The organism is Geodermatophilus sp. SYSU D00697, from assembly GCF_054050175.1.
The window spans coordinates 43,305-61,093 of the sequence record NZ_JBJGYV010000019.1 but is presented as its reverse complement, the minus strand read 5'-3'; the positions used below and the strand labels follow the sequence as shown (position 1 = coordinate 61,093).

Sequence of the window (17,789 nt, the reverse complement as noted above, 5' to 3'; positions counted from 1 at the left end):
GAGAGGACACCGCATGGCCGACCTGGCCGACCCCCGGACGGCGGCCGACCCGACCGCCGCCTGGACCACGCTCATCAGCCGTTACTACGACGGCTGCAGCGACGGCGACGTCGACCTGATCCTGGGGACCCTCCACCCCCGCGTCGTCCACTGGTTCCTCGCGCCCAACACCGGGTCGACGGCCGTGGAGGGGGCCGAGCACCTGGCCCGCTACTGGCGCCGGGTCACCGGGATGCTGGAGGCGCGGTGGGTGGTCGACAGCATCTGCGCGACCCCGGATCAGGCGGTCATCGAGTGGACGATGTGGTGGTCACCCGAGGGGGCACCCGAGCGGGTGGCCACCCGGGGGGCCGAGTGGTTCACGTGCGAGGACGGGCTGATCCGCGAGATCCGCTCCTACTACCAGCTGCGGCCGGAGACCACCGAGCTCGACGGCTTCCCCTATCCGGAGCGGGGTTACTCGGTGCCCGGTGCCGAGCGCAGCACCGTCCACCCCGACGCCGCGACCCACGGTCCGGGCGGCACCCGGTGAGCGCCGTCGAGGTCACCCAGGACGGCACGGTCGCGACGATCACCCTCAACCGCCCCGACCGGCTCAACGCGCTGGCGCGTGACACGCGCTGGGACTTGGTCGGCGCCCTCCGGGACGTCGCGGCGGACGCCGGCGTGCGCGCCGTGGTGCTCACCGGTGCCGGACGGGCCTTCTGCGTCGGCCAAGACCTCGCCGCGGTCGAGGAGCTCGAGCACGCCGACGAGACGGTGGCCGGCTCCTACAACCCGATCGCGCAGACCATCGCGGACATGGCCCAGCCGGTGGTCGCCGCGGTCAACGGCCCGGCCGTCGGCGCGGGCCTCGGCCTCGCCCTCGCCTGCGACCTGCGGCTGGCGGCCGTGACGGCCTCGTTCTCGTGTGCCTTCGCGAAGGTGGGGTTGGTCCCCGACACCGCCGCCTCGTGGTACCTGGTGCGCGAACTCGGCTACACCCGGGCGTTCCGGTTGGCCGCGACCGGCCGCGCGGTCCTCGCGGCCGAGGCCCTCGAACTCGGCCTGATCGACGAGGTCGTCCCCGCCGACCGGCTCGCCGAGCGGGCCCAAGACCTGGGCCGGGAGCTCGCCTCCGGTCCGGCGCGGGCCCTGGCGCTCACCAAGCGGCAGTTCCGCGCGGTCGGCGAGCTCTCCTTCGCGGCGGCCCTGGCGATGGAGGCCCGCCACCAGGGCGACGCCGCGGCACACCCCGACCACGTCGAGGGCCGCACGGCCTTCGCCGAGAAGCGCCCGCCCCGCTGGGGGTGACGGCGCCGGTGCCACCGCGACGACCCCTGCGGCCCGGCGGTCACCGGACGCAGTACCCCTCCTCGGCCAGCCCGTCGAGGATCAGCGGGAGGGCCTCGGCGGTGTTCGCGCCGGAGCCGTCGTGCAGGAGCACGATGCCGTCGGGCCGCACGGCCTGCAGCACGCGGTCCCGGATCGTCGTCGCGGGGGGGTCGGACCAGTCGATCGGGTCCACGGTCCACAGCACCATCGAGGTCAGACCGACGTCCCGGGCCGTGGCGGCGACGGCGGCGTTCGTGGCCCCGTAGGGCGGGCGCCACTGCGTGGGAGGGACCCCGGTCGCCTCCTCGATCGCGTCGTCGGTCCGCCGGAACTGCGTCTCCACCTGCTCCTGGTCCAGCGTCGTGAGGTCGGGGTGGCTCCAGGAGTGGTTGCCGATCTGGTGGCCCTCGTCGCTGGCGCGGCGCACGATGCCGGGGCTGGCCGCGGCCATCGCACCGACGACGAAGAACGTCGCCGTCACACCACGGGCCGCGAGGGTGTCCAGGATGAGCGGGGTGGCGCTGCGGCTGGGCCCGTCGTCGAAGGTCAGGCGGACCTCCCCGGCCGCACACGCCTGCTCCGCCGCCGCTGCCGGCGCAGCGGGCAGCACCAGCAGCACGGGACCGACGAGGGACACCAGCCAGCGCCTCATGCGGCACTGTGGCACACCGGCGTCGGCGACCCGCCCGGAGACGTCGGGGCGCGGCGACCGTTGTCGCGCCGGCGGTCGGCCGAGCAGGATGGCCCCATGTCTGCCTCCTTCACCGGTGTCGGCGTCGCGCTGGTCACCCTCTTCGACGACGCGGGCGACCTGGACGCCCCGGCGACCGCCGACCTGGCCGCCCGGCTGGTCGACGCCGGCGTCCGGGCCGTCCTGGTGGCCGGGACCACCGGCGAGGCGTCCACGCTCACCCCCGACGAGCGCAGCACCCTCGTCGGCGCCGTGCGCGCGGCGGTGCCCGCGGACGTGCCGGTGATCGCCGGCACCGGAGCGCCGACCGGGGCCCGCGCCGCCGCGCTGACCGAGCAGGCCTTCGACGCGGGTGCCGACGCCGCGCTGGCGCTGTCTCCCCCGGGGGTGGCCGACCCGCGCGCGTACTTCGAGCGGATCGCGAAGACCGCGGCGGGACGGCCGCTGCTGGCCTACCACTTCCCGCTCGCGTCCAGCCCCGGGGTACCGGTGCACCTGCTGCCCGACCTGCCGGTCTCCGGTCTCAAGGACTCCTCCGGCGACGCAGAGCGGTTGCTGGAGGAGGTCGAGGTCTTCGACGGCGACCTCTACACCGGCTCCGCCGCGCTGCTGACCATGTGCGGGGCGATCGGCGTCGCGGGCGCGCTGCTGGCGCTGGCCAACGCCGCGCCCGAACCGTGCGTCGCCGCGTTCGCGGGGGACGGCGGCGCCCAGGTCCAACTCACCGCCGCGCACCGCGCCGCGACGGCCGACTTCCCGGCCGGGATCAAGCGGATGGTGGCCGAGCGCTTCGGGGTCTCCCCGGTGACCCGCGTCGGCACCTGAGCACCGTCGGCACCTGAGCCCCGACGGCACCTGAGCCCCGCCGGGTCCGTCCCCGGGCCCAAGGGCCGTGGAGGCCGGGGCGCCTCCGCCCGACCATGGGCGTAACGGGGCCGGACCGAGGGGGCACGCATGCTGACGAGGGCGTACTGGCCTGCCGAGCGCACCGAGGCGGTGCAGGAGCAGACGGTCGGCGACCTGCTGCGGAGCGCCGCCGAGCGGGCACCGGACACCACGGCGCTGGTCGAGGGGGTGACCGGTCCGGATCGCCGCCGGTGGTCCTACGGCGAGCTCCTCGCCGGCTCCGAACGGGCGGCGCGTGCGCTGCTGGGCCGCTTCACCCCGGGCGAGCGGGTCGCGGTCTGGGCCAACAACGTCCCCGAGTGGGTCGTCCTGGAGATGGCCGCGGCCCTGGCCGGCCTGACCCTGGTGACGGTGAACCCCGCGCTGCGCGCCGACGAGGTGCGCCACGTGCTGCGCCAGTCCCGCACCTCCGGCGTCTTCTCGCTCCGCGAGTTCCGCGGCAACCCGATGGCCGACACCCTCGAGGCGCTGCGGCCGGACCTGCCCGAGCTGCGGGAGAGCGTCCTGTTCGACGACTGGGACCGGTTCTGCGCGTCCGGGACGCCGACCGAGACGCTGCCGGCCGTGTCCCCGGACGCACCGGCGCAGATCCAGTACACCTCCGGCACCACCGGACTGCCCAAGGGTGCGGTGCTGCACCACCGCGGCATCACCAACAACGCGCGGCTGGCCTACGTCGAGGTGCTGGGCCTGCGGCCCGGCGAGGCGGCGGTCAACGCCATGCCGCTGTTCCACACCGCGGGGTGTGTGCTGGCCACGCTCTCGTCGATCGCGAGCCTGGGCACGCAGGTGCTGCTGCCGTCCTTCGACCCCGGCCTGCACCTGCAGCTGGTCGAGCAGGAGCGCAGCGTCGGCTTCGCCGGCGTCCCCACGATGCTCCTCGCGTTGCTGGCGCACCCGGACTTCCCCCGCACCGACACCACGTCGGTGCGCTGGGCCCTCTCCGGCGGGGCGCCCGTGCCCCCACCGCTGGTCCGCCGCGTCGAGCAGGCCCTCGGAGTGCCGATGCACATCATCTACGCGCAGACCGAGGCCTCCCCCGGCATCACGATGACGCGGGCCGACGACGACCCCGCCGACCGGGCGGAGACCCTGGGGCGCCCGCTGCCGGCGACCGAGGTGGCGATCGTCGACCCGGCGGACGGCACCACCGTCGCCCCGGGCACGGTCGGCGAGCTGTGCACCCGTGGCTACTCCGTGATGACCGGCTACTTCGACGCGCCCGAGCAGACCGCGGCGACGATCGACGCCGACGGGTGGCTGCACACCGGCGACCTGGCGTCCATGGACGAGCGCGGCTACTGCCGGATCGCCGGCCGGCTCAAGGAGATGATCATCCGCGGGGGCGAGAACATCTACCCCCGCGAGATCGAGGACGTGCTGTTCGTCCACCCCGGGGTGGCCGAGGTGGCCGTCGTCGGCGTCCCGGACCCGGTCTGGGGCGAGCAGGTCGCCGCGTTCATCCGGCCGGCGCCGGCCTCCCGGCCCACGGAGGTCGAGCTCGTGGCCCACTGCCGCGAGCGCCTGGCACCCCACAAGACGCCGCGGTACTGGCGGTTCGTCGACCGGTTCCCCCTGACCGGTTCCGGGAAGATCCAGAAGTACCGGCTGCGGGAGGAGTTCACGCCGGATCGGCACCCCGAGCCGGCCTGAGGGTGCGCGGCACGCGCGGTCACCGATCCGGCGGGAGCCGCCGCCGGAGACAGCCGCCGCGACGGTGCCGTCCTGACGTCGGCGTCCGGCGACGACGCCTAACCTCGGGTCCGTGGGTTTCACCGTTCCCGATGCTCACCTGCTGGCACTGCGGGCGCACGAGGGGCAGGTGGACCAGCACGGCCGCGACCACTACCTCGCGCACCTGCAGCCGATCGCCGAGGCGCTGCGCCCGTACGGCCCGCACGCGGAGATGGCCGGCGCGCTGCACGACATCGTCGAGGACACCCGCGACAACCCCGACCCGGACCGCCGGTACGACCTCGACCGGCTGCGCTCCCTCGGCGTCCCGGAGGTGGTCGTCGAGGCGATCGACGCGGTCACCCGGCGCCCCGGCGAGCCGTACATCGCCGGACTGATCCACCGCGCCGCCGCCCATCCGCTCGGCCGCCTGGTGGAGCTGGCCCACAACAAGCGCAACCTCGCCGCCAACGCGGAGCTGGCCCGGACGGATCCGGACAAGGCCCGCAGCCTGCGCGAGGGCCGCTACCGCCCGGCTCGCCGGATCCTGCTGGCCGCCGAGGCCGCCGACCGCCTCCACGGCCGCCGCATCCTCGCCTGACGGCGGGCCGGTCCGCCCTCACGCCGACGGTCGCCGACCCGGCCCGCGGCTCGAGCCCGCCGACGGACTCCGGGTGAACTGCCAGCCCCTCCGCTCGAGCAGGGCGATGCACTGGTCGACCACCGCCTCGATGTCGTACTCCTCCGGCACCTCGGGCGGCAGGGCCAGCGCCAGTGCATTGGCCAGCGCCACGTGGAAGTCGCTGCGCGCCATGGCCGCGCCTCCGTACGTCCCTCGGGCGCGCCGGCGGTGCTCACCGACGGCGCCTCGATCATCTCCCCGGATCCGCCGGACGGCATCGCGGGCACGCGCCCCGGACGGGGGTGGGGCGGCGACCCGGCGAGTCCGGCAGATCCCGCCAAGCCTGCGGACCGATGTCCTCCACGTTGTGCCAGTGCCCCGCGGCGCACCGGGACCGTAGCGTTACGGAACGAAATCAGGGCGTACCGGTTCGTCACGCCGGCATGCATCTTCCCGACTCCCTGAGGAGCTCCCCGTGTCGTCTTCCCCGCGTCCGTACCTGACCCTCGCGCCCACGGTCCCCGCCGAGCCGCCGGCGCAGCCCTGGGCCGCTGCCGTCCCGGCCGGTGACGAGTCGTGGCGGCTGGACGCGCTCTGCGCCGAGACCGACCCGGAGGCGTTCTTCCCGGAGAAGGGCGGGTCCACCCGCGAGGCCAAGCGGGTGTGCGCCGGCTGCCCCGTCCGGTCGCAGTGCCTGGAGTTCGCGCTCGCCAACGACGAGCGGTTCGGCATCTGGGGCGGCCTCTCCGAGCGGGAGCGGCGTCGCCTGCGCCTGCAGCGCCGCGTCCCGCTCAGCGCCTGAGGTCGTTCCCGGGCGCGGACCCGGTGCCCTCGACGGGCGCCGGACTCGCCACGACGCCGGAGGACCGGGCACGCAGCAGGACGATCGCCCCGGCGAGGGCCAGCACGGCCGCCAGGAGCCCGAGGCCGGTGCTCTCCGTCAGCCCGGAGACCACGAAGCCCACCGCCGAGGCGCCGGCAGCGACCAGGGCGTAGGGCAGCTGGGTGTTGACGTGGTCGATGAGGTGCACGCCCGATCCGATCGAGGACAGGATGGTCGTGTCCGACAGCGGTGAGGTGTGGTCCCCGAAGATCGCGCCGGCCAGGACCGCCCCGAACACCGGGATCAGCAGGCCCGGGTCGAGGGCCACGGCGATCTGACCGGCGATCGGCAGCAGCAGGCCGAAGGTGCCGAAGGTGCTCCCCATCGAGAACGAGATGAAGCTCGCCAGGACGAACAGGACGACGGGCAGCAGGGCCAGCGGCAGCGCCTCGTCGACCACCCCGGCCAGGTACTCGCCGATGCCGAGCTCGGAGATGATCTCCGCGGTCATCCAGGCCAGGAAGAGCACCGCCGCGGCCATGAGCATCGACCGGACACCGGCCCAGGCCGCCCGGCCCAGCAGGCCGCCCGGCGTCCGGCGCGCCACGAGGATCGCCGCCGAGACCAGCGTGGCGGCGATCGTCCCGTAGAAGAGCGCGAGGATCACGTCGGTGTTGGTGAGGATGTCCATCGGGCTCAACGAGCCCTCTGCCCCGGCGATCCCCAGCCAGACCGCGCCGACGACGGTGACCCCCAGCAGCGTGGCCACCGGCCAGAGCAGGTCCCCGATCCGCCCGTCGCCCCGGGTCGGCAGGTTCCGGTCGGTCTCCCCGGGCACGGCTCCCCGGCTGTCGTCGAACAGCACGCCCCGCTCGATCGCGGCCCGCTCGTGCCGCCGCATCGGCCCCAGGTCGATGGTGAGCCAGGCGACGGCGATGACCAGCAGCAGGGCGGTGATCGGGTACAGCATCGCCGGGATGGTCCGGAGGAACGCCTCGTAGCCGTTCATGTCCGTGACGCCGTTCTCGTCGAGGATGCCGGTCATCGTGGCGGCGATGAAGGCGGCCCAGCCCGAGATCGGCACCAGGACGATCACCGGCGCCGCGGTGGAGTCGACCAGGTAGGACAGCTTGGCGCGCGAGATCCGGTGCTGGTCGGTGATGGAGCGGCTGACCGTGCCCCCGACCAGGCTGCTGAACGCGTCGTCGAAGAAGATCACGAAGCCGATGACGACGGGCACGAAGGCCGCCTGCGCCCGCGTCCGGACCTTGGTGACCGCCCAGGAGGCGAAGGCCAGCAGGCCGCCGGAGACGTAGATGAACGACGTGAGGACGCCCAGCAGCACGACGACGGCGAGGATGTAGACCTCCTCGGCCACCTCCCCGTCGGCGACGACGAGCCCGCCGGCCGTGTCCAGCACCAGGTCCGCGGCGGTCCCGACGTCCCACTGGGCGAACAGCAGCGCGCCCAGGACGATGCCGACGCCCAGCGAGACCAGGATCCGCCGGGTGGTGATGGCCAGGACGATCGTGACCAGGGGTGGCAGCAGGGACAGCAGCGACGGTTCCACGAGCGCTCCTCGGCGGTGGGGTGGTGCGGGCGGAGGTCGGTCAGGGCGGGTCGGCCACCAGGCGGGTCACCAGGCGTCCCAGGCCCTGGACCTCGCAGACCACCTCGTCGCCCGGCTGCAGCCAGACGGGGTCGGCCATGCCCATGACCACGCCCTCCGGGGTGCCGGTGTAGATGACGTCCCCGGGCTCCAGGGTCATGACCTGGGACAGGTCGCTGACCAGGTCGGCGACGGAGAACACCATGTCCCGGGTGTTCGAGCTCTGCCGCAGCTCCCCGTTGACCCAGCACTGCAGGTCCAGCGCCTGGGGGTCGGGGACCTCGTCGGCGGTGACGAGGTAGGGGCCCAGGGGCGCGAAGCCGTCGATGGCCTTGCCGTAGGTCCACTGGCTGCTGCGCATCTGCAGCTCGCGGGCGGACAGGTCGTTGCCGGTGGCGTAACCGAAGACGGCGTCCAGCGCCTGCTCCGGGGACAGCTTCCGGGCCCGCCGCCCGATGACGGCGACCAGCTCGACCTCGTAGTCGGCCCTGGTCGTCGCCGCCGGGATGACGACCTCCTCCCCGGAGCCGGCCAGGCTGTTCTGGAACTTGGCGAAGTAGATCGGCCGCTCGGGGACCGGCTGCCCGCCCTCCGCGGCGTGCTTCGAGTAGTTGAGGCCGACGCAGATGATCTTCCCGGGGTCCGGGACGGCCGCGGCCAGCCGGAGCTGCTCGATCGGCACGGCGTCGGTCGCGGACCCCACGGCCTGCCGCAGGTCCTGCAGCGCCCCGGGGCCGGCCGCGATGAGCGCCCGCGCCGTGGCCGGGGCGTCGGGAGCGGCCGTGCGGACGTCGACCACGCCCGCCGCGGTCTCGACCCCCAGGCGCACCCCGTCCTCGCCGGCGAAGGACACGAGCCTCACCGGGCACCCCCCGGCGTCCCATCGGCGGTGCGTGCACCGGTCCGGCAACGAGCCCGTGGAGTGATGTGCGTCACGCCGCGCATCGTGGACGGATGCGTTCCTGAACGTCAAGGGAGCACCACGACCGCCGGGGCCGCACCACCCGGACGCGCCACGACGCGGAGCCGGGACGGCGCGCGGTCCCGTGACGTCGGGCGGTCGCTGCGCCACAGTGGCGGCACGGACGCCGCACCGCGCCACCGCACGACCTGGAGGGAGCACGCATGGGCGCCTGGCCGGAGGACCTCGACCCGCACATCACGCCTGAGCTCGACCGCTCCGCACTGGTGGTCATCGACACGCAGGTCGACTTCGTCGACGGGGGCGCCAGCCCGATACCGGGGACCAGCGAGGTGGTCCCCGGGATCGCCGCGCTGCTGCGTGCCTACCGGGACGCCGGACGCCCGGTCGTGCACGTCGTGCGGCTGTACGAGGGACAGGACGTCGACCTGGTCCGGCGCACGCTGATCGCGTCCGGGGCGCCGGTGGTGCGCCCCGGCTCGGCGGGGTCCCAGATCGTGCCGGAGCTGCAGCCCGCGGGCGCGGCGCCGCTCGACCCGGACCAACTGCGCGCCGGTGCGGTGCAGGCCCTCGCGGACGGCGAGTGGGCGGTGTGGAAGCCCCGCTGGGACGCCTTCCACCGCACGCCGCTCGACGACCACCTGCGCGGGCTGGGCGTCACCACCGTGGTCCTCGCGGGGTGCAACTACCCGAACTGCCCGCGGGCGACGGTCTACGGCGCCAGCGCGCGGGACTACCGCGTGCTCATCGCCTCCGACGCCGTCTCCGGCATCCGACCCTCCCACCTGGAGGAGGCCGCGCTCATGGGGGTCGTCCACGCGCCGAGCTCCGACGTCGTCAGCCGCCTGGCCGGCCTCGCGGCGCTGTCGCCGTCCCCGCCGGAGCGGGGCGCTTGACCTCGAGTGCGCTCGACCTCCGACGCTGGGACGAGGCGAGCGATCGGAGGGGTCATGGGAGACCGGGACGCGGACACGGACCAGTTGGCAGCTGTCATCGCGGACATCGAACGCGGGTCCAACACCAAGGACCCGGAGCTGTCGGTGGCGCACTTCCTCCCCGAGGCCTGGACGGTCACCGTCGCCGGGAGTGAGGCGGATGGGCGCGAGGCCCTGCTCGAGGCCCACCGGCGCGGTCTGAGCGGGCCGCTGCGGGAGCAGTACGCGCGCTACGACGTCGTCCGCGTCGCCTTCCCGGCACCGGACGTCGCCGTGCTGCAGAAGCACGCCCGGGCGACGGACGCCGACGGCCGCCCCCTCGACGCCGGACACGCCATGACCGCGCTGTACGTCTTCGTCCGGCGCGACGGGCGCTGGCAGGTGCTGGCCCGCCAGAACACGCTCGTCCACCGGTGACCACCCCGACCAGTCGCCGTCCGGACGCGGCGGTGGCCGCCCGAGGTGGCACGAGCCCTCGTCGACGAGGGGGTCGAGCTCACGCTGTGCGGTGGGTTCGGTCTCGCCGCGACCGCCGCCGTGGCGGGCCGGGTCCCGGTCGGCCACGTGACCTCCGCGGTCGACTCGGTGGGCGGCGCGGCGTCCTACAGCGAGCGCTCCGCCGCCGGTCCGCCGCACTGACGGGCGGGCCGGGTCCCGGCCCGACGGCCCGACGTCATCGGCCCTCGACGACGGGGTACGTCGGCCGTCCGGTCCGCGCCCAGTCGACGACGTTCCCGGCCGCCTTGCGCCGCAGCTCCACCTCGGCCTCCTCCGAGTACCACGCGACGTGCGGGGAGAGCAGGGCGCGCGGGTGGGTGAGCAGCGGGTGGCCGGCGGGCGGCGGCTCCTCGGGCAGCACGTCGAGGGCGACGCCGGCGAGCCGGCCGTCCGCCAGCGCGGCGAGCACCGCGTCGACGTCGACGAGCCCGCCGCGCGCGGTGTTGACCAGGTAGGAGCCGGGCGGCATCCGGCGCAGCAGGTCGGCCCCCACGAGGCCGGAGGACCCGGCAGTCAGCGGCAGGTGCAGCGTCACCGCGGAGCTCCGGGTGAACAGCTCCTCCAGCCCGACCCGCTCGACCCCGGGCGGCCACACGTCGTCCGGGAGGTGGGGGTCGTAGCCCACGCAGGCGCCGAACCAGGGCGCCGCCCGCTCCATCGTCATCCGGCCGATCCGGCCGAGGCCGACCACCCCGAGGGTCAGCCCGCCGGGACGCCGCAGCGTCCCACCGAGCCGGTGGTCCCACCGTCCCGCGCGCACCTCCCGGTCGTGCCCGGCGAGGTCGCGCAGGAGCGCCAGCAGCATCGCGACCGCGTGCAGCGCGACCTCGGCGGTGCCGTAGTCGGGCACGTTGCACACCCAGACCCCGCGGGTGCGGGCGGCGTCGGTGTCCACGACGTCGACCCCCACGCCGAAGCGGCTCACCAGCCGCAGCCGGGGCAGCGCCGCCAGCACCTCCGCGGTGATCGGGGCGTACTGGACGAGGACGGCGTCGGCGTCCCCGGCGGCGGCGACGACGTCGGCCGCGGTCCGGCACTGCGCGGTGCGCAGCTCGTGTCCGGCCGCGGCGAGGACGTCGGACTCGATGTCGGAGTCCCCGTAGTCGGCGTCGGTGACCAGGACGCGCACCCCGCGCCGCCTCAGCCGACGGGGACCGCGGCGGCGCGCCCTGCGGCGCCCGCGGCGTCGAACGACGCCGGCACCGGGACCAGTGGCGGGCGCACGGTGCCCATCGGGTGCCCGTGCCGCGCCTCGGCGACGCGCTTGAGCACGCCCGGGCTGGCGTGCGTCTTGGTCATCGCGCGCACCTGCTGCAGGTGCGCGGACAGGGACGCCGCCTCGGCGGCGCGCCCGCTGCGGACGTGCCGGTAGAGCGCGACGACCTGCTCGGGGACGATGTTGGCCAGCGCGGAGATCGACCCGGTGGCGGTGCGCAGGCGGGCCGGCAGGTCGTCCTCCGTGCCGACCAGCACCCCCTTCCCCGCCCCGGCGACGGCCTGCGCGTAGCCGGCCTCGCCCCCCGAGTCCTTGACCCCCCACACCGGCAGGCCGGTCACCAGGTCGGCCGGGACGGGGACTGCGTACTTCGGGATGTGGTAGACGACCACCGGGTGGCGGGTGGCGGCCAGGACGCGCTCGTAGAACAGCCGCAGCCCCTCGGCCGACACCGGCTTGAAGAAGTACGGCGGCAGCACCAGGACCGCCCGCACCGGCAGGTCCTGGAGGAACTCGAGCAGGTCGAGGGTGTCGGGCAGGTTGCCCTCCGCGACCGTGGGGACGACGTGCAGCGCGCCCGCCGCGGGGAGCAGCGCCTCGAGCACGGCGCGCTTCTCCCCGGTCGCGATGGAGGGGCCCTCACCGTTGGTCCCGAACGGGATGACGCCGGTGACCCCCTGGTCGGCGAGCCACCGGACGTGCCCGACGTAGGAGTCGACGTCGATGGAGCAGCGCTCGTCGTCGCGGAACGGCGTCACGTTGGCCACGTAGACGCCCTCGAGCAGCTCGGCCGGGTCGCTGGTCATCGTCACCTCCCGAGGTCGACGGTCCGGTCGAGGAACGCGGTCAGCTCGGGGCGGCTGGGCAGGCCCTCGTAGTCGCCGAGGTTCTGCACGCAGAAGGCGCCCATCGCGTTCGCCGTCCGCAGGCGCTCGACCGGGTCGAGGTCCCACAGGGTCGCGGCGAGGTACCCGGCGGCGAACGCGTCCCCCGCCCCGATCGGGTCGACCTGGCGCGCGGGGAAGCCGGGGGCGGTCAGCCGCTCGCCGTCCACCGTCGCCGCGCAGCCGCGGGCGCCGAGCTTGAGCACGACCTCGCCGGGGCCGGCGTCGGCGAGGCGCTGCAGGCAGGTCTCGTCGTCCCACCCCCACAGGGCGCGGGCCTCCTCGTCGCCGACGAGCAGGACGTCGACGTGCGGCAGCAGCGCCTCGGTGGCGGCGCGGGCGGCCGCCGGCTCCCACAGCCGGCTGCGGTAGTTGACGTCGTAGCTCACGCGGACGCCGGCCCCCTTGGCCGTCCGCGCCGCCCACGCCAGGAACTCGGCCGCCTCCGGCGACAGCGCCCCGGTGATCCCGGTGAGGTGCAGGAAGGCGGCGCCGTCGAGGACGGCCGGGTCGAAGGCGCCCGGCGCCAGCGTCGAGGCGGCCGACCCGCGCCGGTAGTAGTACACCCGCAGCGCGCCGGCGACCTCCTCGCGCAGGTAGAGGCCGGTGGGGCGGTCCGGGTCCCGCCGCACGGCGCTGGTGTCCACCCCCTCGGCGCGCACCCGGTGCAGGACCAGCTCGCCGAGCTCGTCCTCGCCGAGGGCGCTCACCCAGCTGGCCGGGACGCCGAGCCGCGCCAGCCCGATGGCGACGTTGCTCTCCGCGCCCCCGATGGACAGCGTCACCGCGCCGGCGTGCCGCAGCCGGCCGGGAGCGGTGGGGACGACGAGGACCATCGTCTCGCCCGCGGTGACCACCCGCGGGGCGGCGTCCCCTCCCGTCGCCGTCACCTCCGCGGGCTCACCCACCGAAGAGCTTGCCCAGCTGCTCGTTGAAGGTCAGCAGCGACAGGAAGCCGAAGAGCAGGAAGGCCCAGACCAGCGCGGCGATCCGGACGGCGCCCGGACGGATCTGCTTGGGCAGCGTCCGCCGGTTGACCAGCAGCAGGAGCGCCGAGTAGATGAACATCATCAGCCCGCCGGTCACCGCGGAGATCACCAGCAGGACCAGCGGCTGCGACAGCCCTGACAGCAGCACGATGACGCCGATCGCGACCAGGCCCCACACCAGCGCGAAGTAGATCTTGCTCTCGTTCGCGTTGCGCAGGTACGCGGTCTTGAGGACGTCGGCGCCGAGCCGGCTGGTGTAGTCGACGATGCCCAGCGCGGCGGCGAACAGCGAGAACGCGCCGATGATCCAGAAGAAGGTGCCGAACCAGCCGCCGACGGTCGCGTTGAGCGCCTCGCCCTCCGCCTCCAGGAACGAGATGTCGCTGGCCAGCCCCTCCTGGCCGAACACGGTCGCGTAGGCCAGCAGCGAGGTGAACAGGATGGTGAGGAAGCTGATCGCCACGAAGGTCGTGAGCTGCTCGGTGTTGGCGAACTTCCACCACCGGCGCCACCGGCCGAGGTTCTCGGGGGTCGGCTCGAACACGAAACCGGTGGAGGGCGCGGCCTCCGGGTGCCCGGTCACCGGGCTGACGATCCGCGGGACGTAGGCGCCCATGCCGAAGCGCTTGTCGCGGATCCAGTTGCTCTGGCACAGGTTCTGCCCGCCGCCGGCCCCGGCGAACGCCAGCGCCCCCAGCAGCAGCGCGAACCCGAGCTCCTCGGCGGGCAGCCCGGCCTCGGTGACGATCTGCGGCACGTCCGCCCAGGTCGAGGCACCGATCGCGGCGATCGAGGCGACGACGATGAGCAGCAGCACGGCCGCCACCTTGACCATCTCGATCTTCTCGAGGGCCTGGTAGACCACCGGCGCCATGGTGAGGATGATCCCGATGAGCAGCAGGAAGCCGATCGCGATCGGCACCACGCTGCCGCCCACGAGGTAGGTGACCAGCGTCGCCGAGCTCGTCGCCCACCCCGGCCAGATGTTGGCGAAGTAGGCCATGATCGCGAACACCAGGCCCCAGTGCCGCCAGTACCGGCTGAAGCCGGTGAGCGCGGTCTCCCCCGTCGCGAGGGTGTACCGCTCGATCTCCATGTTGAGGAAGTACTGGGTGGCCAGTCCCACGAAGGCCGCCCAGACGAAGACCAGGCCGACCTGGGAGGCGATGTAGGGGTAGAGGATGAACTCGCCGCTGGCCATCCCGACGCCGGCGGCGATGATCCCCGGGCCGATGACGTGCCGGAAGCTCGCCGGCGGCTCCGGCATGTCCCGCACGGCCGGTGCGGCCAGGTGCTTGGTCGGGAACAGGTCCACCACCGAGGAGGGTCGGCCTCCCGGACGGGTCGTGACCATCGCGGCCCCCTTGTGAGCTGCGTCACTTCCTGGGCGGGACCATTCCTGCACGTTCGCGTCCCGGCGGCAACCCGGGGGTGCGGGCCGTGCTCAGACCGAGACGTCCGGGTAGTCCCCCGTGCCGTGCGGCGTGAAGGCGACGTGCCGCTCGGAGAGGTCCGCGCTGCGCCGCACCCCGAGCAGCTGCATGCAGCGCAGGTACTCCTCGGCGAGGATCTGGTAGGCGCGCAGGACGCCGTCGCGGCCGCCGGCCATGAGCCCGTAGAGGTAGGCCCGACCGATCATCACGGCGTCGGCACCCAGTGCCCGGGCCGCGACGACGTCCTGGCCGTGGAGGACGCCGCCGTCGATGAGCACCGTGGCCCGCTCCCCGACGGCCGCGCGGACGTCGGGCAGCACGTCCAGCGTCGCGGCCGAGCGGTCCAGCTGGCGGCCACCGTGGTTGGAGACGACCACGCCGTCGGCCCCGCGCTCCATGATCTCGCGGGCCGACGCCGGCGTCGTCACGCCCTTGACCAGCAGGTTGCCCCGCCAGCGCTCCCGGACCCAGTCCAGGGACGTGAGGTCCAGGCCCGGGTCGAACACCATGCTCGCGACCTCGCCCGGGGTGGGGTTGCCCGGGACCTCGGCGAGGGAGGCGAAGGCCAGCCCGCCGGTGGTGAGCTTGTTGAACCACCACACCGGGAACCGGGACATGTTGAGGAAGGTCCGGGCCGTCAGCGTCGGCGGGATGGTGAGGCCGTTGACCACGTCCCGCAGCCGCATCCCGGAGACCGTGGTGTCGACGGTGAGCAGGAGCGTCGAGTAGCCCGCCGCCTCGGCCCGCGCCAGCAGGCCCGCGTTGACCTCCCGGTCGGCGGTGAAGTACAGCTGGAACCACAGGTCACCGCCCGGCGCGGCGGCCCGCACGTCCTCGATCGAGGTCGAGCCGACCGTCGACAGGGCGTACGGGACGCCGACGTGCGCCGCCACGCCCGCCACGGCCGCCTCCCCGTGGTGGTGCATCATCCGGGTGTAGCCGGTCGGCGCGAAGGCCAGCGGCATCGCGATGCGCGACCCGAACAGCTCCACGCTCGGATCGGGGTCGGCGACCGAGCGCAGGGCGTCGGGGCGGAACGTGACCCGCCGGTAGGCCGCGACGTTGCGGGCGGCGGTGATCTCCTCCTCGGCCGCGCCGTCCACGTAGTCGAACACCGCGCGGGGCGTCGTCCGCCGGGCGGCCGCGCGCAGGTCGCGGACGGTGAGGCAGTGCTCGAGGCGGCGGGCGGTGCGGCCCAGGCGCGGCCTGCGGAACTGCACGACCTCGCGGAGTTCGGACCACCGGGGCACCTGCCGAGCGGTCGAGACGGGCTCGAGCGGCGCCTGGCCTCCCATGTCCCTCGCCTCCGTAGCTCCTGGCGGTGACGACCGGCCGGGTCGCGGCCGCGTCCAGCGTCGCAGGCTCCCGGGCGGCGCGCTCGTCGTCCGACGGACCACAATCGCGCCCGAGAGGACCGGGCCGTCCCGCGGAGGCGGCCGGCTCCGACCGGCGAGAGGAGCTCCGGTGGACGACGACGCGACGCCCGGGCGACGGCTGCGCAGCCAGGAGTGGTTCGACGACCCCCGCGACACCGGGATGACGTCGCTCTACGTCGAGCGGTACCTGAACTGGGGGCTGACCCGCGAGGAGCTCCAGTCGGGCCGGCCGGTCATCGGCATCGCCCAGACCGGCTCGGACCTCTCCCCGTGCAACCGGCACCACCTGCAGCTGGCGCAGCGCGTGCGCGAGGGCGTCCGGGACGCCGGCGGGGTGGCGCTGGAGTTCCCGGTCCACCCGATCCAGGAGACCGGGCGGCGACCCACGGCGGCGCTGGACCGCAACCTGGCCTACCTCGGGCTGGTGGAGGTGCTCTTCGGCTACCCCCTCGACGGTGTCGTCCTGACCACCGGCTGCGACAAGACCACCCCGGCCTGCCTGATGGCCGCGGCCACCGTCGACCTCCCCGCGATCGTGCTGTCCGGTGGGCCGATGCTCAACGGCTGGTTCAACGGCGAGCGCACCGGCTCGGGGACGATCGTCTGGCGCGCCCGGGAGATGCTCGCCGCCGGGGAGATCGACGAGGCCGGCTTCGTCGACCTGGTCGCCTCCTCGGCCCCTTCCCCCGGCCACTGCAACACCATGGGCACCGCCTCGACGATGAACGCGATCGCCGAGGCCCTCGGCATGAACCTGCCCGGCAGCGCGGCGATCCCCGCCCCGCACCGGGACCGCGGGCGGATGGCCTACCTCACCGGCCGGCGGATCGTGGAGATGGTGCACGAGGACCTCACGCCGTCGTCGATCCTGACCCGGGAGGCGTTCGAGAACGCCGTCGTGGTCACCTCCGCCATCGGGGGCTCCACCAACGCGCCGATCCACGTCAACGCCATCGCCCGGCACATGGGCGTCCCCCTCGACGTGACGGACTGGCAGGCCCTGGGGCTGACCGTCCCGCTGCTGGTCGACGTGCAGCCGGCCGGCCGGTTCCTCGGCGAGGAGTTCCACCGGGCCGGGGGCGTGCCCGCCGTCGTCCACGAGCTCATGGCCCACGGCCTGATCCACGAGGACGCCCGCACCGTCAACGGCGCGACGATCGGCGAGAACTGCCGGGACAGCGCCGCGACCGACCGCGAGGTCATCCGCACCTTCGACCGGGCGCTGCTGCCCGACGCGGGCTTCCTGGTGCTGCGCGGCAACCTCTTCGACAGCGCGATCATGAAGACCAGCGTCATCTCCGCCGAGTTCCGGGAGCGCTACCTGTCCGACCCGGAGCACCCCGGGGTGATGGAGGGCCGCGCCGTCGTCTTCGACGGGCCGGAGGACTACCACGCCCGCATCGACGACCCGGCGCTGGCGATCGACGAGACCTGCCTGCTGGTCATCCGCGGGGTCGGCCCGCTGGGCTACCCGGGGTCGGCGGAGGTCGTGAACATGCAGCCGCCCGCGGCGCTGATCAAGGAGGGCGTGCACGCGCTGCCCTGCATCGGCGACGGCCGCCAGTCGGGGACGTCGGGCTCCCCGTCGATCCTCAACGCCTCCCCCGAGGCCGCGGCCGGCGGCGGGCTGGCGCTGCTGCAGACCGGGGACGTCGTCCGGATCGACCTCCCCGCCGGCCGGGCCGACGTCCTGGTCCCCGAGGAGGAGCTCGCCGAACGGCGCCGCCGGCTGGAGGCCGACGGCGGGTACCCGGTGCCGCCCTCCCAGACGCCGTGGCAGGAGATCCAGCGCTCGATGGTCGGTCAGCTGTCCGAGGGCATGGTCCTGCGCCCCGCGGTGGGGTACCAGCGCGTCGCGCCCACCGTGGGCGTCCCGCGCCACAACCACTGAGGCGGG

General features: G+C 74.5%; 18 protein-coding genes and 1 pseudogene. 10 read left to right on the top strand and 9 right to left on the bottom strand.

Annotated features, from left to right (window positions below):
• The first annotated feature begins 13 nt into the window (after nucleotides 1-13).
• Together ACI79C_RS16905 and ACI79C_RS16900 are read left to right on the top strand one after the other, a co-directional pair.
• Nucleotides 14-532 (top strand): nuclear transport factor 2 family protein, encoded by a 519-nt coding sequence (locus tag ACI79C_RS16905; RefSeq protein WP_456946831.1) that lies wholly within the window; start codon nucleotides 14-16, stop codon nucleotides 530-532.
• Nucleotides 529-1,293: an enoyl-CoA hydratase/isomerase family protein gene (locus tag ACI79C_RS16900; protein ID WP_456946830.1), complete on the top strand. Its 765-nt coding sequence runs from the start codon at nucleotides 529-531 to the stop codon at nucleotides 1,291-1,293. Before ACI79C_RS16905 ends, ACI79C_RS16900 begins: the two co-directional genes overlap by 4 nt.
• Nucleotides 1,294-1,333: 40 nt before the next feature.
• On the opposite strand, the gene ACI79C_RS16895 is transcribed toward ACI79C_RS16900, so the two are convergent.
• On the bottom strand, nucleotides 1,334-1,966 hold the full coding sequence (locus tag ACI79C_RS16895; RefSeq protein ID WP_456946829.1) for a polysaccharide deacetylase family protein: 633 nt from the start codon (nucleotides 1,964-1,966) through the stop codon (nucleotides 1,334-1,336).
• Between the two features lie 96 nt (nucleotides 1,967-2,062).
• On the opposite strand from ACI79C_RS16895, the gene ACI79C_RS16890 reads away from it, so the two are divergent.
• From ACI79C_RS16890 to ACI79C_RS16880, 3 genes are all read left to right on the top strand, one after another.
• Nucleotides 2,063-2,830: a dihydrodipicolinate synthase family protein gene (locus ACI79C_RS16890; RefSeq protein WP_456946828.1), complete on the top strand. Its 768-nt coding sequence runs from the start codon at nucleotides 2,063-2,065 to the stop codon at nucleotides 2,828-2,830.
• Between the two features lie 129 nt (nucleotides 2,831-2,959).
• Nucleotides 2,960-4,564 carry an AMP-binding protein gene (locus ACI79C_RS16885; RefSeq protein WP_456946827.1) on the top strand — a complete coding sequence of 535 codons (1,605 nt, stop codon included), beginning with the start codon at nucleotides 2,960-2,962 and terminating at the stop codon, nucleotides 4,562-4,564.
• 112 nt (nucleotides 4,565-4,676) lie between these two features.
• Nucleotides 4,677-5,186 (top strand): phosphohydrolase, encoded by a 510-nt coding sequence (locus ACI79C_RS16880; RefSeq protein WP_456946826.1) that lies wholly within the window; start codon nucleotides 4,677-4,679, stop codon nucleotides 5,184-5,186.
• Between the two features lie 18 nt (nucleotides 5,187-5,204).
• Here ACI79C_RS16880 and ACI79C_RS16875 read toward each other — a convergent pair whose 3' ends face one another.
• Nucleotides 5,205-5,399, bottom strand: a complete 195-nt coding sequence (locus tag ACI79C_RS16875; protein WP_456946825.1) for a hypothetical protein — start codon at nucleotides 5,397-5,399, stop codon at nucleotides 5,205-5,207.
• A gap of 283 nt (nucleotides 5,400-5,682) precedes the next feature.
• On the opposite strand from ACI79C_RS16875, the gene ACI79C_RS16870 reads away from it, so the two are divergent.
• A complete protein-coding gene (locus ACI79C_RS16870; protein WP_456946824.1) occupies nucleotides 5,683-6,009 on the top strand; it encodes a WhiB family transcriptional regulator in 327 nt (108 codons plus the stop codon).
• Here the strand turns inward: ACI79C_RS16870 and ACI79C_RS16865 are convergent.
• Nucleotides 5,999-7,600 carry a Na+/H+ antiporter NhaC family protein gene (locus tag ACI79C_RS16865; protein WP_456946823.1) on the bottom strand — a complete coding sequence of 534 codons (1,602 nt, stop codon included), beginning with the start codon at nucleotides 7,598-7,600 and terminating at the stop codon, nucleotides 5,999-6,001. The genes ACI79C_RS16870 and ACI79C_RS16865 overlap by 11 nt on opposite strands.
• A 40-nt stretch (nucleotides 7,601-7,640) precedes the next feature.
• Complete coding sequence (locus ACI79C_RS16860; protein WP_456946822.1) at nucleotides 7,641-8,501, bottom strand: fumarylacetoacetate hydrolase family protein; 861 nt, start codon at nucleotides 8,499-8,501, stop codon at nucleotides 7,641-7,643.
• 263 nt (nucleotides 8,502-8,764) lie between these two features.
• On the opposite strand from ACI79C_RS16860, the gene ACI79C_RS16855 reads away from it, so the two are divergent.
• From ACI79C_RS16855 to ACI79C_RS16845, 3 genes and pseudogenes are all read left to right on the top strand, one after another.
• Nucleotides 8,765-9,457, top strand: a complete 693-nt coding sequence (locus tag ACI79C_RS16855; protein ID WP_456946821.1) for a cysteine hydrolase family protein — start codon at nucleotides 8,765-8,767, stop codon at nucleotides 9,455-9,457.
• A 54-nt stretch (nucleotides 9,458-9,511) separates the two neighbouring features.
• A complete protein-coding gene (locus ACI79C_RS16850) occupies nucleotides 9,512-9,913 on the top strand; it encodes an SgcJ/EcaC family oxidoreductase (RefSeq protein ID WP_456946820.1) in 402 nt (133 codons plus the stop codon).
• Between the two features lie 27 nt (nucleotides 9,914-9,940).
• A pseudogene (locus ACI79C_RS16845) lies at nucleotides 9,941-10,135 on the top strand (DUF6506 family protein); the annotation flags it as partial.
• 34 nt (nucleotides 10,136-10,169) lie between these two features.
• Here the strand turns inward: ACI79C_RS16845 and ACI79C_RS16840 are convergent.
• The 5 genes from ACI79C_RS16840 to ACI79C_RS16820 all read right to left on the bottom strand — a co-directional run bounded on the left by ACI79C_RS16840 (nucleotide 10,170) and on the right by ACI79C_RS16820 (nucleotide 15,736).
• Entirely contained in the window at nucleotides 10,170-11,123 is a 954-nt protein-coding gene (locus ACI79C_RS16840) for a C-terminal binding protein (protein ID WP_456946819.1), read from the bottom strand.
• A gap of 11 nt (nucleotides 11,124-11,134) precedes the next feature.
• Complete coding sequence (locus ACI79C_RS16835) at nucleotides 11,135-12,016, bottom strand: dihydrodipicolinate synthase family protein (RefSeq protein ID WP_456946818.1); 882 nt, start codon at nucleotides 12,014-12,016, stop codon at nucleotides 11,135-11,137.
• A 2-nt stretch (nucleotides 12,017-12,018) separates the two neighbouring features.
• Entirely contained in the window at nucleotides 12,019-13,002 is a 984-nt protein-coding gene (locus tag ACI79C_RS16830; RefSeq protein WP_456946817.1) for a sugar kinase, read from the bottom strand.
• A complete protein-coding gene (locus ACI79C_RS16825; protein WP_456946816.1) occupies nucleotides 12,995-14,398 on the bottom strand; it encodes an Nramp family divalent metal transporter in 1,404 nt (467 codons plus the stop codon). Before ACI79C_RS16825 ends, ACI79C_RS16830 begins: the two co-directional genes overlap by 8 nt.
• A gap of 129 nt (nucleotides 14,399-14,527) precedes the next feature.
• The gene (locus ACI79C_RS16820; protein ID WP_456946815.1) at nucleotides 14,528-15,736 is read right to left on the bottom strand and encodes an alpha-hydroxy acid oxidase; all 1,209 of its coding nucleotides are present in this window, start codon (nucleotides 15,734-15,736) and stop codon (nucleotides 14,528-14,530) included.
• A 244-nt stretch (nucleotides 15,737-15,980) separates the two neighbouring features.
• Between ACI79C_RS16820 and ACI79C_RS16815 the strand changes: the two genes are divergently transcribed.
• Nucleotides 15,981-17,783 carry an IlvD/Edd family dehydratase gene (locus ACI79C_RS16815; RefSeq protein WP_456946814.1) on the top strand — a complete coding sequence of 601 codons (1,803 nt, stop codon included), beginning with the start codon at nucleotides 15,981-15,983 and terminating at the stop codon, nucleotides 17,781-17,783.
• The last annotated feature ends 6 nt before the right edge of the window (nucleotides 17,784-17,789 follow it).